The organism is Duganella lactea (assembly GCF_009857505.1).
Taxonomy (GTDB): domain Bacteria; phylum Pseudomonadota; class Gammaproteobacteria; order Burkholderiales; family Burkholderiaceae_D; genus Rugamonas; species Rugamonas lactea.
This window is the reverse complement of the sequence record NZ_WWCP01000001.1, coordinates 121,062-134,360: the sequence shown is the minus strand read 5'-3', so window position 1 is coordinate 134,360 and position 13,299 is coordinate 121,062. Positions and strand designations below refer to the sequence as shown.

Below are 13,299 nucleotides of genomic sequence, written 5' to 3'. Positions count from 1 at the left end.
CCAACAAAAGGAAATCATGCAGCGCCAGATTATAGTGATGTTCTGCAGTTTGTTCTTCTTTGCCTTCGGTTCCGCCTGGGCCGCGGAGCAGGGCGCGGCGCCCAACCGCGGCGCGCTGTTCAAGGTGCAGCAGAACGGACAGACGCTGTATTTGTTCGGCACCATCCACGTCGGCGCCAAGGATTTTTATCCGCTGGAGCCGCGCCTTGCCGGCCTGCTGCGACAGGCGCCGGTGCTGGCGCTGGAAATCGATCCCCTGGGCGATCCGCAAAAACTGGCGCGCGCGGTGCAGCAGCATGGTCTGAGCGCCCAGGGCAGCGGCGCGTTGGCGCCGGCGTGGCGCCAGCGCCTTGAGCGTTTGCTCAAGCAGTACAACATCGCGCCGCAGTCGGTGGCGTCGATGAAGCCCTGGCTGCTGGCCACCATGCTGACGGTGAGCGAGTTTGCCGCGCAAGGCTATGACGCGTCGCTGGCGGTGGATGCGCATCTGTCAAAACAGGCGCATGCCGCCGGCCAGAAAGTCGTCGAGCTGGAATCGGCGGAGAGCCAGATGGCGCTGTTCGATCAGAAGATGACGCCGGCCGGGCAGCTGACCTTCCTGGAGGAGGCCATCAGCGGCATCGAGGACAAGGAGCAGGCCAGCCAGGCGCGCGAGATCGCCCAGGCCTGGCGCAGCGCCGATGTGAAGGCGCTGGACGCGCTGGCGCTGAAGGCGGAGCAGGACGCGAGCTTTTCCGGCCGCTTTGTGCAGAAGGTGTTGCTGGAGGGCCGCAATCCGGCGCTGGCCGATGGCCTCGTCGCGTTGATGGCGCGTGAAAACAACAGTGTGGCGGCGATCGGCGTGCTGCATCTGGTCGGCAAAACGAGCGTGCCGGAACTGCTGCGCGAACGCGGGCTGACGGTGGAACGAATTTACTGAGCTGGGGGAGGGTGCTGCGAGAAGTGGTGCCCTTTACGTGGATTGAACACGTGGCCTCTCCCTTACCAAGGGAGTGCTCTACCACTGAGCTAAAAGGGCATACTGATGTGGCGGTTTCACCGATTGCCGGCGAGACCGCCTTTTTTTCAGTGAGACCGGATCATAGTGCCAAAAGCTTGTTCGGTCAAGACTTCCAGCAACAAAGAATGCTCAATGCGGCCATCGATGATGTGCACGGTGTTGACGCCGGACTTCGCCGCATCCAGGGCCGATGAAATTTTAGGCAGCATGCCGCCGGAAATCGTGCCGTCGGCGAACATCTCGTCGATCTCGCGCGCCGACAGGTCGGTCACCAGATTGCCCTGCTTGTCCTGCACGCCGGCGATGTTGGTCATCATGATCAGCTTTTCCGCTTTCAGGATTTCGGCGATCTTGCCGGCCACCACGTCGGCGTTGATGTTGTAGGCCTGGCCGTCCTGGCCGAAGCCGATTGGCGAGATGATCGGGATGAAGGCGTCGTCCTGCAGCGCCTTGACCACGGCCGGGTTGATGGCCTCGATTTCGCCGACGAAGCCGATGTCCAGCGTCTGGCCCGGGTTGTCCTTGTCCGGCATGGCCATCTTGCGCGCGCGGATCAGACCGCCATCCTTGCCGGTCAGGCCGACGGCCTGGCCGCCGTAGTGATTAATCAACATCACGATGTCCTGCTGCACTTCGCCGCCCAGCACCCATTCGACCACTTCCATGGTTTCCTCGTCGGTGATGCGCATGCCTTGCACGAAGGTGCCCTGCTTGCCGATTTTCTTCAGCGCGTTGTCAATTTGCGGACCGCCGCCGTGCACGACTACCGGGTTCATGCCGACCAGTTTGAGCAAAATGACATCACGGGCGAAGCCGTGTTTCAGGCGTTCGTCGGTCATGGCGTTGCCGCCGTATTTGATGACGATGGTTTTGCCGTGGTAATTACGGATGTAGGGCAGCGCCTCGGCCAGAATTTGCGCCTTGATCCGTGGTTCAACGGAAGTCAGGTCGTCGGCGTCATTGCCTAGGTTCAGATTGGTCAGTTGGGTCATGGCGATTCCGGTAGATAGAATTTGGGCGCAATTTTACAGCCTGCGGCTGCACTCAAGCACGCATTATAGGGCCATCCTGTTGTAATTTCCCGCAAGCTCCGCTAGGCTGGGCCGATGAGCACCTGTTCCCGCTGCGGCGCGCAGTTCTCCTGCGCCATGAAGGACGCCGATCCAGCCGCTCCGGCCGAGCCGTGCTGGTGCACTTTTTTGCCGCCATCGCTGCCGGTTCCGTCCGTACCCGGCGCCAGTTGCTGGTGCCCGGCGTGTCTGCGGCGGCACATCATTGATCATCCTCAAACCCCGGCCCATACCCCGCCCGACAATAGCGCATAACCCTCGATGGGTGCGCTGAAAATGAACCCGCCCTCGCTTGACAAGCCAGGTGGCGCGGCGGACGATGACCACATCGTCCGCATCGTGCGGCTGGAGACCCAAATGGACCACGTCACCGGCGCGCTGCTTGACTTGAGGCGCGCGCAGGAAAACTTGCAGCGTACGCAAGAAGCACATCATCAGGCCATGCTGGCCGGATTCGCCTCCCTGCATGACAAGCTCGATGACGTCCAGCGCTATCTGATCGATCGGCAGGAGCGCGTGGCGGAGCGTCTGGACAAGCGTATCGACCAGGTGGACAACCGGATCGACCAGGTGAACAAGCGGATTGACCAGGTGAACAACCGCATCGACAGGCTGGTGTACTGGGTAGCCGGCCTGACGATCACCAATCTGGTCACCATGGTCGGCTTGATCCTGCGGGTGAGCGGCGCTATCTGATCAGCTCACCGTGCGGAAGAAGCGCAGCATTTCGCGGCTGGCGTCCGGGCCTTTGGCGTCGGTGTAGGTGCCGAGCGCGCTGCCGCCGGACCAGGCGTGGCCGGCGCCGTGCACCACCCAATGTTCGCCCACTGGCGTGCCGTCCGCCGTGGTGTGCGTGGTCTGCGTGTAGCGATGACCATTCGGCACCGCGCCCGACTGCACCCGCGGCCGCGCGCCGCGATGATGATGCAGGCGCTGCTCCATCACCTGCTCGCCATTGCGCGGATTCACCGTGGTATCGCCGTCGCCATGGAACACGATGATGGGCTGCGAACCGTTGCCCGCCTTGGGCGCGTGATGGACGCCGCGCTTCATCGCCGACAGCGCCGACGGCAAATCCTGCGCCGACGCAAACGGCAAGCCCGAATGCACGCCCACCGCCGCGAACAATTCCGGATACAGCGTGCCGGCAATCACCGCCATCGCGCCACCGGCCGACAAGCCCGCCACATACACCTGCCGCTCATTGACCGGATATTCGTCGATGATCTGCCGCGCGATGCCGGCGATGATGGACGGCTCGCCCTGTCCGCGCTGCTGGTCGATCGCGTTGAACCAGTTCCAGCATTTGGAGTGGTTGGCCTGCGCGGTCTGCTCCGGGTACACCACCAGCCAGCCCATTTCCTCGGCCAGCTGATTCATCTGCGTGCCGGTGGCGAAGTCATCCGGATTCTGTGTGCAGCCGTGCAGCATCACCAGCAGCGGCACCGCCTGGCCGTGGTAGCTGGACGGAATGTACAGCTTGTAATTGCGCGTGCCCGCATGGTTGCTGTAACTGCCCATGACGAACTGCGCTCCCGCCGGCAGCGGCTGGGCCGGCGCCGGATGCAGCACCGAGCCGATATCGATGGCGCGGTCCAGATTGGCTTGCAGGTCGAGCTTGATGCCCATGCGGTTCAGGATGTCCTGCGCGTATTCGGCCGGGTGGGTGGCCGGATTGATGTTGGCGCGCGTGGCCTGGGCCTGGGCTTGCTCCTGCGCTTGCGCCGGCGCCGCTTCGGTGGCGGTTGGCGCCGCCCCCGGCGGTGGATTAATGTCGCGCATGGCCGGGCGTTGCGGCGGCGCGGCCTTGTTCAACATCTGTCGCGCAGCCTCGCGCATCTGGTTGAGAATATTCAGTTTCATGGCACTCCTTAGTGGATGCGTTGTGCCAGCGCGGTCTTGAGGACAGCGCTGGCGTGCAGCGAGCCGAGTACAAAGATTGATTCGATGGTGGCCAGCGCCAGTTCGACCGAGACGTCGCTGGCGATGCTGGCCAGGCCCAGTACCTGGATTTGCAGCCGCTCGCCCGCCGCCTGGCTGGCTTCCAGATCGGCGCGCGAGAAATGTTGCATCCCCAATACCAGACTCTTGCGCGCCACGGTCTGCTTGACCACCTCGGCGTGCTGGTTCAGCTGATTGCGGATCGCCGTGCGTATCAGATCGGTACGGTTGGAGTAAAACCCTTCCTGCACCAGCAGATCAATCTGTCCTAGGTCGATCGGACCGAGATTGATGGTGATTTTTTCTGATTCGGCAATCTTCAGCTTGATTTCTTGCTTGGCCACGGTGTCTCCATCCATTTGCCATCTATATGGATGGTGAGTCTACGCTGATGCCGCCCCCGGTCAAGCGGCTTCGCGGCATAATGCAGCCATGAGTGAAGTAAACAACATAAGCCCCTCGCCGGTCCCCTCGCCTTGTGTCAGCCTGTGCAAGATGGACCTGGAGCGGCGTTACTGCATGGGCTGCCTGCGCAGCATCGAGGAAATCATCGCCTGGGGCCAGGCCGACGATGAGTACAAACGCGCCGTCTGGGCCGAGCTGCCGCGGCGGCGCGCCACCCGCCGTTGCGACGACGAGGAAAGATGAGTTTGCTGCCGGAGGCGATCCAGGTGCTGCAGCGTGGTTGGCTCTCCTCCAACAATATCATGCTGCTGGGCCGCCACGATACGGCGATCATCGATACCGGCTACGTCAGCCACGCGCCGCAGACGCTGGCGCTGGTGCGCCAGGTGTTGCATGGCCGCCATCTGGACCAGATCCTCAACACGCATCTGCATTCCGACCATTGCGGCGGCAACGCCATGCTGCAGGCGCATTTCGGCTGCCGCACCGCGATCCCGGTGGCCGAGGCCGACAAGGTGCGGCACTGGGACGAGGATGCGCTCAGCTTCAAGGCCACCGGCCAGCGCTGCGACCGTTTTACCTTCGACGCCACCGTGTCGCCCGGTGACGTGCTGCGGCTGGCCGACATGGCGTGGCAGGCGCTGGCGGCGCCCGGCCACGATCCGCATGCGCTGATTTTTTACTGTCCGGAAGCCAAGGTGCTGATCTCCGCCGACGCCTTGTGGGAAAACGGCTTCGGCGTGATCTTTCCCGAGCTGGACGGCCAGTCCGGTTTCGCCGAGGCGCGCGCCACGCTGGACCTGATCGCCGGGCTGGACGTGGCGGTGGTGATCCCCGGCCATGGCGCGCCGTTCACCGATGTGGCCGGCGCGCTGGCCCGCGCCCGTTCGCGGCTGGACTATCTGGCCGCCGATCCGCTGCGCAACGCGCAGAACGCGCTGAAGGTGCTGCTCAAGTTCCTGCTGCTGGAGCGCCAGCGCATCGCCCTGGCCGATGTGCCGGGGTTGCTGACCGCGATGCCGGTGTTTGCGGCCGCCAACAACCACTACCTGAAGCAGCCGCCGGACGCGCTCGGCCGGTGGGCGGTACAGCAGCTGGTGCGCGCGGCGGCGGCACGCGTGAAAGGTGAGTACTTACTTAACGTGTGATGCGCTGACTGCGCATGGTCTCCGGCAGCTCGGCCGCCAGGAATTCGATGAAGGCGCGGACCGCCGGCAACAGCCCGCGGCGTGACGCGTACACCGCGTGCAGCTGGTGCGAGCCGGCGCGGTACTCGGGGAACAGCATACTCAACTGTCCCGACGCGATGGCCTCGGCGCAGGCATTGAACGGCACCAGCGCGATGCCGGCGCCGCCGGCGGCGGCGATGGTCAGCAGCTCGACATCGTCCACCACCAGCGCCGGCAGATAATCGATTTCCACGATCTCGTCGCCGGGACCGGTGAGGCGCCAGCGCGGCGCCTCACCGTCCTGGCCGCCCTTGCCCAGGCCGGGCAGGTTGCGCAGCGCGCCGACGTCGGCAAACGGGCCGTGCGCGGCGATGAAGGCCGGACTGGCGACCAGCACCTGGTCGCTGACGCCAAAGGTGCGCACCACCAGTTCCGAGTCGTCGAGCGTGGTGCGGATGCGCATGGCCACGTCGAAGCCCTCGCCGATGACGTCCACGCGGCGGTTGGTCAGCTCCAGCTCCAGCCGGACATCCGGATGCGCGCACAGGAAGCGCGGCAGCAGCGGCGCCAGGAACAGGTGGGCCACCCCGGCCGGCGAACTGACGCGCACGCGGCCGGCCGGCCGCTCGCCGGCCTGTTCGGCCACCTCCATCGCGGCGCGGGCGGATTGGGTCATCGCTTCGCAATGGGCAAAAAACGCCGAGCCGACATCGGTCACGCGCATGGCCCGGGTGGAGCGCTGCAACAGCCGTACGCCCAGCCGCTGCTCCAGCTCGGCAATGCGGCGGCTGACACGCGATTTCGGAATGCCCAGCGCGCGGGCGGCGCCGGAAAAGCTGCCGTGCGTGACCACGGCGGCAAAAAAGGCCAGATCGTTGAAGTCTTCCATCATTGTCCCATCGGTAGAACGAACTGATCTATTTTAACGGCTGGTGCGGACAATGTCGCCGGCATATGCTGCATGTACTTTCTTTCAGGAGAACATCATGCAAATCCTTCACATCGATACCAGCATCTTTGGCGACGCCTCCGTCTCCCGTACCCTGAGCGCGGCGATCGCCGCCGAGCTGCGCGACCGTTATCCGGACGCCGGCTATGTGTATCGCGACCTGGCGGCGCAGCCGGTGGCGCACATGGACGCGGTGATCGCGGCCGGCTTCCGTCCCAGCGGCATCGAACATTTCAGCGCTGCCGACAAGGCCGAGCATGCGCTGTCGGAAACGCTGGTCACCGAATTGCTGACCAGCGATGTCATCGTGCTGGGTGTGCCAATGTACAACTTCTCGGTGCCCAGCCAGTTGAAGGCGTGGTTCGACCGGCTGGCGCAGCCGGGCCGGACGTTCCAGTACACGGCGGCCGGCCCGGTCGGCATCGCCGGCGATCAACAAGTGATCATGGCGTCCACGCGTGGCGGCGGCTACACCTCGGGGCCGGCGGCGGCGATGGATTTCCATGAGACCTACACCCGCGCCTATTTCGGCTTTCTCGGCATCAAGCGCTTTAACATCCTGCGCGCCGAGTTGCTGTCCAAGGGGCCGGAGCTGCGCAGCCAGTCGATCCGCGCCGCGCTCGACGGCGTGCCCGACGTGGTGGCCGCGCTGACGGCGCAGGGGGCCGTATGACGGTCGCGGCGGTGTGCGCCGCCGTCAGCATCGTGCTGGTGCACGGCGCCTTCGCTGACGGCGCCAGCTGGTCGCCGGTGATCGCGGCGTTGCAGGATCGCGGCTGTCATGTCGCCGCCGTGCAGAACCCGCTGACCTCGCTGGCGGACGATGTGGCCGCCACGCGCGCGGTGGTCGAGCGCCAGCCGGGCAAGGTGCTGCTGGTCGGACACTCGTGGGGTGGGGCGGTGGTGACCGAGGCGGGCAACCTGCCCCAGGTGCGCGGGCTGGTCTACCTGTCGGCGCTGGTGCCGGACAGCGGCGAATCGGTGGCGGGCCTACTGGACCGGCTCGGCGCACCGATGACCGGCCTGGCGCCGGACGCCGACGGCCGCATCTGGCTGGACGATCCGGCCGCCTACCAAAAGGTCATGGCGGCGGACGTGCCCGCCGCGACGGTGGCGCTGCTGGCCGCGACGCAACAGCCGATCGCCGCCAGCGCTTTCCGCGATACCATCTCGCGCGCCGCCTGGCACGACAAGCCGAGCTGGTATCTGATGACCGAGAACGATCAGGCGCTGCCGTTCGCGGTGCAGCGCAAGCTGGCGGTCCAGATCAAGGCCGGGACGGTGGTGTTGAAATCCAGCCACATGTCGCTGCAGTCGCAGCCGCGGCGGGTGGCCGATTTCATCCTGCACGCGGCGGAAAGCTTGTGATAAGGCAAATGTAGAGGGCGAGGTCTATTTGCGGCACGGTCGTACTATTTTCGATCTATAATCGTTCGACCCGATCAACTCACGTCAGCGAGCACGCCATGGCCTTGCCTGCAGTCCTGCAAAACCTCACTCTTCCCGTCATCGCCTCCCCGATGTTTATCGCCAGCGGTCCCAAGCTGGTGGCGGCCCAGTGCAAGGCCGGCATCGTCGGCTCGTTCCCGGCGCTGAACGCGCGTCCGGCCGAGTTGCTGGACGTGTGGCTGACCGATCTGCAGAAGGAGCTGGCCGACTATCAGGCCGCCAACCCGGACCAGCGGGTCGGCCCGATCGCCGTCAACCAGATCGTGCACCAGTCGAACGACCGCCTGGCGCATGACGTGGAAGTGTGCGTGAAGCACCAGATTCCGATCATCATTTCCTCGCTGCGCGCGCCGCCGAAAGAGATGCTGGACGCCATCCACAGCTATGGCGGCATCGTGCTGCACGACGTGATTTCCATCCGTCACGCGGAAAAAGCGCTGGAAGCGGGCGTGGACGGCCTGATCCTGGTGGCGGCCGGCGCCGGCGGCCATGCGGGCCCGCTGTCGCCGTTCGCGCTGGTGGGCGAGGTGCGCAAATTCTTCCAGGGCCCGATCGCGCTGTCCGGCTCGATCGCCACCGGCGACGCCGTGCTGGCGGCCCAGGCCATGGGCGCCGACTTCGCGTATATCGGCTCGCGCTGGCTGGCGACGCAGGAATCCAACGTCAGCGACGACTACCGCGAGGCGATCGTCGAATCGACGGCGGCCGATATCGTGTATTCCAATCTGTTCACCGGCGTTCACGGCAATTATTTGAAGAAGTCCATCGTCGCCGCCGGCCTGGACCCGGACGCGCTGCCGACCGCCGACAAGAGCGCGATGAACTTCGGCTCCAGCAGCGCCAAAGCCTGGCGCGACATCTGGGGCGCCGGCCAGGGCGTCGGCCTGATGGACGACATCCCGACCACCGCCGAGATGGTCGCGCGCCTGAAGCGCGAGTACGACGCCGCCCGCGCCCGCCTGGCGCTTTAGTCGCCGCCCCCGGCGGTCAGGCTGTCCCGCGCCACCGGTTTGCCGCGTAGCCAGACCGTGTCGACCGCGTCGTAGGCGCGGATATGTTGCAGCGGCGATTCCTTCAGTAGCAGCAGGTTGGCGACTTTGCCCGCTTCGATGGTGCCGAGGTCCCGGTCCAGATGGAAGGCCCGGGCGTTGTTGATGGTGGCGGCCTGGAAGATTTGTGCCAGCGACAGGCCGGCGTTGCGCAGGTTTTGCATCTCCAGATAGCCGTTCAGGCCCGGTATGTTGCCGTAGGTTGGCGAGGACGGCGTGTCGGTGCCGAACAGGAAGTTCGCGTTCTTGCCCGCCAAATAGGCCACCACCTGGCGCTGGCGGCGCAGCGGCGCTTCCATGCCCTGGCGAACCGCCTCGTCGGTTTCACCTTCTTCCGCCACTTCTTCCTTGAACCAGTTGCCTTCCGGCGTTTTCAGCCAGGCCAGCATGGCTGGCGGCAGCAGTTTGGCCAGTGCCGGCGTGTTCAGGTAGTCCGGATCGACATAGGCGCGCAGACCGTACAGCACTTGCATCGTCGGCTGGTAGCCGATGTTCTTTTCGACGACTTTGTCCAGCAATGTCGTCACTTCTTCCGGTAACTCCTTCGAATTGTTCAGTGCACCCCAGTGCCACATGCCGTGCGCCAGGACATCGGCGCCGCCGTTGACGGCGAAGGTTTGCGCTTCCAGTGAATTGGCGTGGGTGACCAGTACCAGATCGGCCTGCTTTGCCTGCCGGCGCACGTCGGCGTACATCTCCGGGCTCATCACCGGGAGGTTGCGCTGGCTGCCGAAGCCACGCTCGTAGTGGGTTTTCAGGCAGATGGCGTGGTCGGCCTTGACGCGGGCCACGCCTTGGGCCACGGTGTAGTCTTCCGGCTTGTACTGGGCGGGGATCTTGTCCTTCTGCGCGGCATCGTAAATGAAATTGGAAAACATCTGGAAGCGCTTTGCCGGCGCGATGAAGGCCGACGGGTAGCCATTGGCGATCACCAGCGGCGCGCCGCAGTCGTAGATGTCCGGGTGCAGCGGCATGGCCTTGACCCGGTCGATGAAGGCGCGGCTGCCGGCGGCCAGGTCGATCACGGTCGTGTAGCCGTAGTAGAGATAAGATCGCGGCATTTGCGCGAAGTAAGCGTCGGCCATGGCTTGCATGTGTTCGGATTGCTCGAAGCTCATGCCGGGCACGGCGAACAGATGGACATGCGAGTCGATCAGGCCGGGCGTCAGGTAGTAGCCTTGGCCATCGACGCGGGTGGCGCCGGCCGGTGTCCTGTTATCGGCACCGCGCTCGACGCGGACGATGCGCTCATTCTCGATCAGGACGCTGCCGGACTCGATGCGGTCCAGTTTTTCCGGCGACACCAGCTTGACGTTGGTGATCCAGGTCTGGCCGGCCATGGCCGGGGCGCACATCAGCAAGCTGACGATAAATTGGGGGAATTTCATGCGGGGCTCCTTGGGTTGGTGGAGCCAGTGTGGCGTGCCGGGGCGCGATTTGCGTCCCGGATCATGATTTGGCACGTCGCTACGCGGGCGCTTGCGCCTGTTCACGGAATTCACCCGGCGTCATGCCGGTGTGTTTCTTAAATGCGCGGTTCATCGCGCTTTTGCTGTTAAATCCAGCCATCAGTGACAGGTCAAGAATGCTGGTGCTGGCTTGCCTCGGGTCGTGCAGGGCGGTTTTCAGCGCGTCCACGCGGTAGCGATTCAGGAAATCGGCGAAATTGACGCCGCAGTGTTGATTGATGATCTGGGATAGTTCGTGCGGCGTCAACGCGACCTGCGTGGCTAGCTCTTCCAGCTTCAATTCGCCGTTGCGAAATGGCTGGTCTTGCTCCATGCAGCTGGTCAGCCTGGCCAGGAAGGCGTCGCGCTCGGTGGCGGCGAGTGGCTTGTCGGCGTAGCGCGGCTTGGGCGGTGGCGCGGGTGGCAGCGCTTGCGGACGATAGCCGAGCGGCAATCGCATTGCCGTGTAGGCGGTGGCGAACACGAACAGCATCAGCGCGCCGCCATCCACCGCCTCCACCGACAGCGGCAGGTCGGCATCCGCCGCCGCCATCGCCACGGCGAGCACGCTGAGCCCGGCGCTGAAGAGCCAGACGCGCATCAGCCGGCGCAGATCGGCCACCAGCGCGGACTCGGCCGGTACACGTTGCACCAGCCGATGGCCGGCGCGCAGGTAGCAAAACAGGATGGCCATTTTGACCACGGCGAACAGCGCCAGATACCACGGCCAGCCGTCGAATCCGCGCATCCAGGCCAGTTTTTCGTTGGCCGTACGCAAGTAGAAGGGCAGCATCGCCAACGTGGTGACGGCAAACGGCAGGAAATGCAGCAGCGCGCGCCGCCCCAGCGGCGCATCGGACAGTATGGCGTGCAGGTAGAGGTAGAGCAGCGGCCCCACCGCCAGCCCCAGCGTGACAATCGCCAGCGCGCTGTGCGGATAAGCCTGGTACAGATGGTTCAGCCCCAGCCACGCATGGCCGATGATTGCTGAAAAAATAAGCAGCAGCGCCGACAGCAGCCGGTTAGCGGTGCGCATCTCCGGCTGGCGCGGATGGATCAGCGAGATGCTGAGAAACACCGCCTGCGCGATGGCGGCAAGAAAGAGCCAGGAGATGATCGTGTTCACCATCCCGTCATCGTGCCATTATCGGCCGCGTGTGGCAATCGCCGGCGGCGGCCGGGCAGATCAGTTCTCGGTGTTGATCGCCCACAGGCCCGGCAGGTTGCGCCAGTAGCCGTAGGCGTCCATGCCGAAGCCGACCACGAAGCGGTTCGGGATGGTGATGCCGACGATGTCCGCCCGCACCGGTTTGGCCTTGCCGATGGCCTTGTCGCAGAACACGGCCAGGATCACTTCCTTGGCGCCCATGTCCAGCAGACGCTGTTTGACGTGGGCCAGCGTTTCGCCTTCGTCCAGAATGTCGTCCAGCACGATGACGGTGCGGCCGCTGACGTTGGAACGTGGCACCACTTTCCAGACCACCTCGCCGCCCCGGTCTTCGTCGCCGTAGCGGCTGACGTGGATATAGTCGAATTCAAGCGGGAAGGTCAGCTGCGGCAGCAGGTTGCCGGTGAATACCACGGCACCGCCCATCACACCCAGTACCAGCGGGAATTCTTCGCTGTCCGGTTGATCGTAGCGAGCGTTCAGGGTATTGGCCATTTCAGTGACGGCCTTATCGACGTCCTGTTTGGTGTAAAGCTCTTCGGCGTTCTGCATCAGTGCGCGGGCGCGGTTGTGGTGGAAATCTTGCATGATCTTTGTCATAAGAAAACATATGGAGGACGATATTATCCTCCATTTATTGGTAGTCGGGCACATCCGTGATGATTTTGTCGTCATCTGGCAGGGCGCGATGGATGAAAGGACATGCTGCGGATCGTGGTGGTTCGGCCATCTGATCGAAACATCCGACCGTCGAGAAAATGGCGTACGGCGCAGGCGGATAATAGTCTTCCGTTCAGCCGATTTTGCTATTGCAATTAAATGAGCTCGGACGGAAGCTGATATGCGTGTTTTAATTTCAGTCGCACTTATATTAAATTCGGGAAGAAGACGCCAGCGTGTGAATCAGACTTTGCACCTGTTGCAGAGATAGTGAAGGCGGGCTTTTTCGCCCAAGTCATGCCAAAAATAAGCATGAACTAACCAGTTTCCGGCATGTAAATCTCATCAAGCCGCACTGCGCAGCCGCTCCTGCCACCGATCCTGCATTTCTTGAAGCCGTATCCAACTATCCACCGAGCGGCCAACGACTCTGGATACGCGTTCTGCCATAGCGGGTGTAATTCTGCCTTGTCCATTTAATAGACGATTGACAGTCGGTGGTGATACGTCTAATTGCTCGCCGAATTGACGCGCACTTATTTTATTGGCATCAAAATACCACCATTTAATAAATTCACCAGGGGTAGGGGGATTGTACATTTCCATTGGTGATAATCCTGGTAATCAACGGCATACGCTTTTCCTTGTTTAAATTCAAACGTCAGGCGCCAATTGGCATTAACATTCACCGCCCAGCGTTGAGGTTTGGTTCCTTTCAGTTGATGGAAATGCCGGCCTGGCCGATCGATATGCTCCACTAGTTCAGCGCTATCCAATGCTGCAAGTAAATATTTAAGATGCGACTCATGATGAGGCTGTATTCCAGCCAGCGTGCCGGTCTCGAAATACTTTCGTAATCCCTGGTGTCGGAATGAGACGATCATGATCAATATAGATCTGCGTTGTTAACACAACAAGCTACAACAAGCTACAACAAGCTGAGCTATTTGAGCATTGCGCGGTCCCGACCCTTTAGCGGCAGATCAGGTAA

The 13,299-nt window shown here is 63.2% G+C and carries 18 protein-coding genes and 1 tRNA gene; 9 read left to right on the top strand and 10 right to left on the bottom strand.

Going from position 1 to position 13,299, the window contains the following annotated elements; translation table 11 throughout:
• Nucleotides 1-16: 16 nt before the first annotated feature.
• The gene (locus GTP44_RS00660) at nucleotides 17-919 is read left to right on the top strand and encodes a TraB/GumN family protein (protein WP_229256720.1); all 903 of its coding nucleotides are present in this window, start codon (nucleotides 17-19) and stop codon (nucleotides 917-919) included.
• Nucleotides 920-943: 24 nt separating this feature from the next.
• Here the strand turns inward: GTP44_RS00660 and GTP44_RS00655 are convergent.
• Together GTP44_RS00655 and argB are read right to left on the bottom strand one after the other, a co-directional pair.
• A tRNA-Thr gene (locus GTP44_RS00655) sits at nucleotides 944-1,018 on the bottom strand.
• Nucleotides 1,019-1,065: 47 nt separating this feature from the next.
• On the bottom strand, nucleotides 1,066-1,992 hold the full coding sequence (gene argB / locus GTP44_RS00650; RefSeq protein WP_160988443.1) for an acetylglutamate kinase: 927 nt from the start codon (nucleotides 1,990-1,992) through the stop codon (nucleotides 1,066-1,068).
• Nucleotides 1,993-2,106: 114 nt separating this feature from the next.
• Here argB and GTP44_RS00645 point away from each other — a divergent pair, with 114 nt between their 5' ends.
• Both GTP44_RS00645 and GTP44_RS00640 read left to right on the top strand, forming a co-directional pair.
• Complete coding sequence (locus GTP44_RS00645; protein WP_161017905.1) at nucleotides 2,107-2,325, top strand: cysteine-rich CWC family protein; 219 nt, start codon at nucleotides 2,107-2,109, stop codon at nucleotides 2,323-2,325.
• Nucleotides 2,326-2,346: 21 nt separating this feature from the next.
• The gene (locus GTP44_RS00640) at nucleotides 2,347-2,766 is read left to right on the top strand and encodes a prefoldin domain-containing protein (protein ID WP_161017904.1); all 420 of its coding nucleotides are present in this window, start codon (nucleotides 2,347-2,349) and stop codon (nucleotides 2,764-2,766) included.
• Here the strand turns inward: GTP44_RS00640 and GTP44_RS00635 are convergent, their stop codons facing one another.
• Nucleotides 2,767-3,933: an extracellular catalytic domain type 1 short-chain-length polyhydroxyalkanoate depolymerase gene (locus GTP44_RS00635; protein ID WP_229256719.1), complete on the bottom strand. Its 1,167-nt coding sequence runs from the start codon at nucleotides 3,931-3,933 to the stop codon at nucleotides 2,767-2,769. It abuts the gene before it with no gap.
• 8 nt (nucleotides 3,934-3,941) lie between these two features.
• Nucleotides 3,942-4,355 carry a ribbon-helix-helix domain-containing protein gene (locus tag GTP44_RS00630; protein ID WP_161017903.1) on the bottom strand — a complete coding sequence of 138 codons (414 nt, stop codon included), beginning with the start codon at nucleotides 4,353-4,355 and terminating at the stop codon, nucleotides 3,942-3,944.
• An 88-nt stretch (nucleotides 4,356-4,443) separates the two neighbouring features.
• Between GTP44_RS00630 and GTP44_RS00625 the strand changes: the two genes are divergently transcribed.
• Nucleotides 4,444-4,659 carry a DUF1289 domain-containing protein gene (locus GTP44_RS00625; protein ID WP_161017902.1) on the top strand — a complete coding sequence of 72 codons (216 nt, stop codon included), beginning with the start codon at nucleotides 4,444-4,446 and terminating at the stop codon, nucleotides 4,657-4,659.
• Nucleotides 4,656-5,564, top strand: a complete 909-nt coding sequence (locus tag GTP44_RS00620) for an MBL fold metallo-hydrolase (RefSeq protein WP_161017901.1) — start codon at nucleotides 4,656-4,658, stop codon at nucleotides 5,562-5,564. The genes GTP44_RS00625 and GTP44_RS00620 overlap by 4 nt, the downstream gene beginning before the upstream one ends.
• Here GTP44_RS00620 and GTP44_RS00615 read toward each other — a convergent pair.
• Nucleotides 5,554-6,474 (bottom strand): LysR substrate-binding domain-containing protein, encoded by a 921-nt coding sequence (locus tag GTP44_RS00615; RefSeq protein ID WP_161018189.1) that lies wholly within the window; start codon nucleotides 6,472-6,474, stop codon nucleotides 5,554-5,556. The two genes, GTP44_RS00620 and GTP44_RS00615, sit on opposite strands and share 11 nt — an antisense overlap.
• A 97-nt stretch (nucleotides 6,475-6,571) precedes the next feature.
• On the opposite strand from GTP44_RS00615, the gene GTP44_RS00610 reads away from it, so the two are divergent.
• From GTP44_RS00610 to GTP44_RS00600, 3 genes are all read left to right on the top strand, one after another.
• Complete coding sequence (locus GTP44_RS00610; RefSeq protein WP_161017900.1) at nucleotides 6,572-7,207, top strand: FMN-dependent NADH-azoreductase; 636 nt, start codon at nucleotides 6,572-6,574, stop codon at nucleotides 7,205-7,207.
• A complete protein-coding gene (locus GTP44_RS00605; protein WP_161017899.1) occupies nucleotides 7,204-7,902 on the top strand; it encodes an alpha/beta fold hydrolase in 699 nt (232 codons plus the stop codon). The genes GTP44_RS00610 and GTP44_RS00605 overlap by 4 nt, the downstream gene beginning before the upstream one ends.
• 98 nt (nucleotides 7,903-8,000) lie before the next feature.
• On the top strand, nucleotides 8,001-8,954 hold the full coding sequence (locus tag GTP44_RS00600) for an NAD(P)H-dependent flavin oxidoreductase (protein ID WP_160988449.1): 954 nt from the start codon (nucleotides 8,001-8,003) through the stop codon (nucleotides 8,952-8,954).
• On the opposite strand, the gene GTP44_RS00595 is transcribed toward GTP44_RS00600, so the two are convergent.
• The 3 genes from GTP44_RS00595 to GTP44_RS00585 form a co-directional block, all read right to left on the bottom strand.
• Entirely contained in the window at nucleotides 8,951-10,420 is a 1,470-nt protein-coding gene (locus tag GTP44_RS00595; protein ID WP_160988450.1) for an amidohydrolase family protein, read from the bottom strand. The genes GTP44_RS00600 and GTP44_RS00595 overlap by 4 nt on opposite strands.
• Nucleotides 10,421-10,499: 79 nt before the next feature.
• On the bottom strand, nucleotides 10,500-11,609 hold the full coding sequence (locus GTP44_RS00590) for an AraC family transcriptional regulator (protein ID WP_161017898.1): 1,110 nt from the start codon (nucleotides 11,607-11,609) through the stop codon (nucleotides 10,500-10,502).
• Nucleotides 11,610-11,666: 57 nt separating this feature from the next.
• A complete protein-coding gene (locus GTP44_RS00585; protein WP_160988452.1) occupies nucleotides 11,667-12,236 on the bottom strand; it encodes a hypoxanthine-guanine phosphoribosyltransferase in 570 nt (189 codons plus the stop codon).
• Between GTP44_RS00585 and GTP44_RS00580 the strand changes: the two genes are divergently transcribed.
• Complete coding sequence (locus tag GTP44_RS00580; protein WP_161017897.1) at nucleotides 12,235-12,471, top strand: hypothetical protein; 237 nt, start codon at nucleotides 12,235-12,237, stop codon at nucleotides 12,469-12,471. The genes GTP44_RS00585 and GTP44_RS00580 overlap by 2 nt on opposite strands.
• Before the next feature lie 182 nt (nucleotides 12,472-12,653).
• On the opposite strand, the gene GTP44_RS28150 is transcribed toward GTP44_RS00580, so the two are convergent.
• Together GTP44_RS28150 and GTP44_RS00570 are read right to left on the bottom strand one after the other, a co-directional pair.
• Nucleotides 12,654-12,908: a HigA family addiction module antitoxin gene (locus tag GTP44_RS28150; protein WP_371867128.1), complete on the bottom strand. Its 255-nt coding sequence runs from the start codon at nucleotides 12,906-12,908 to the stop codon at nucleotides 12,654-12,656.
• Nucleotides 12,845-13,192 (bottom strand): type II toxin-antitoxin system RelE/ParE family toxin, encoded by a 348-nt coding sequence (locus tag GTP44_RS00570; RefSeq protein ID WP_161017895.1) that lies wholly within the window; start codon nucleotides 13,190-13,192, stop codon nucleotides 12,845-12,847. The genes GTP44_RS28150 and GTP44_RS00570 overlap by 64 nt, the downstream gene beginning before the upstream one ends.
• Nucleotides 13,193-13,299 lie beyond the last annotated feature (107 nt).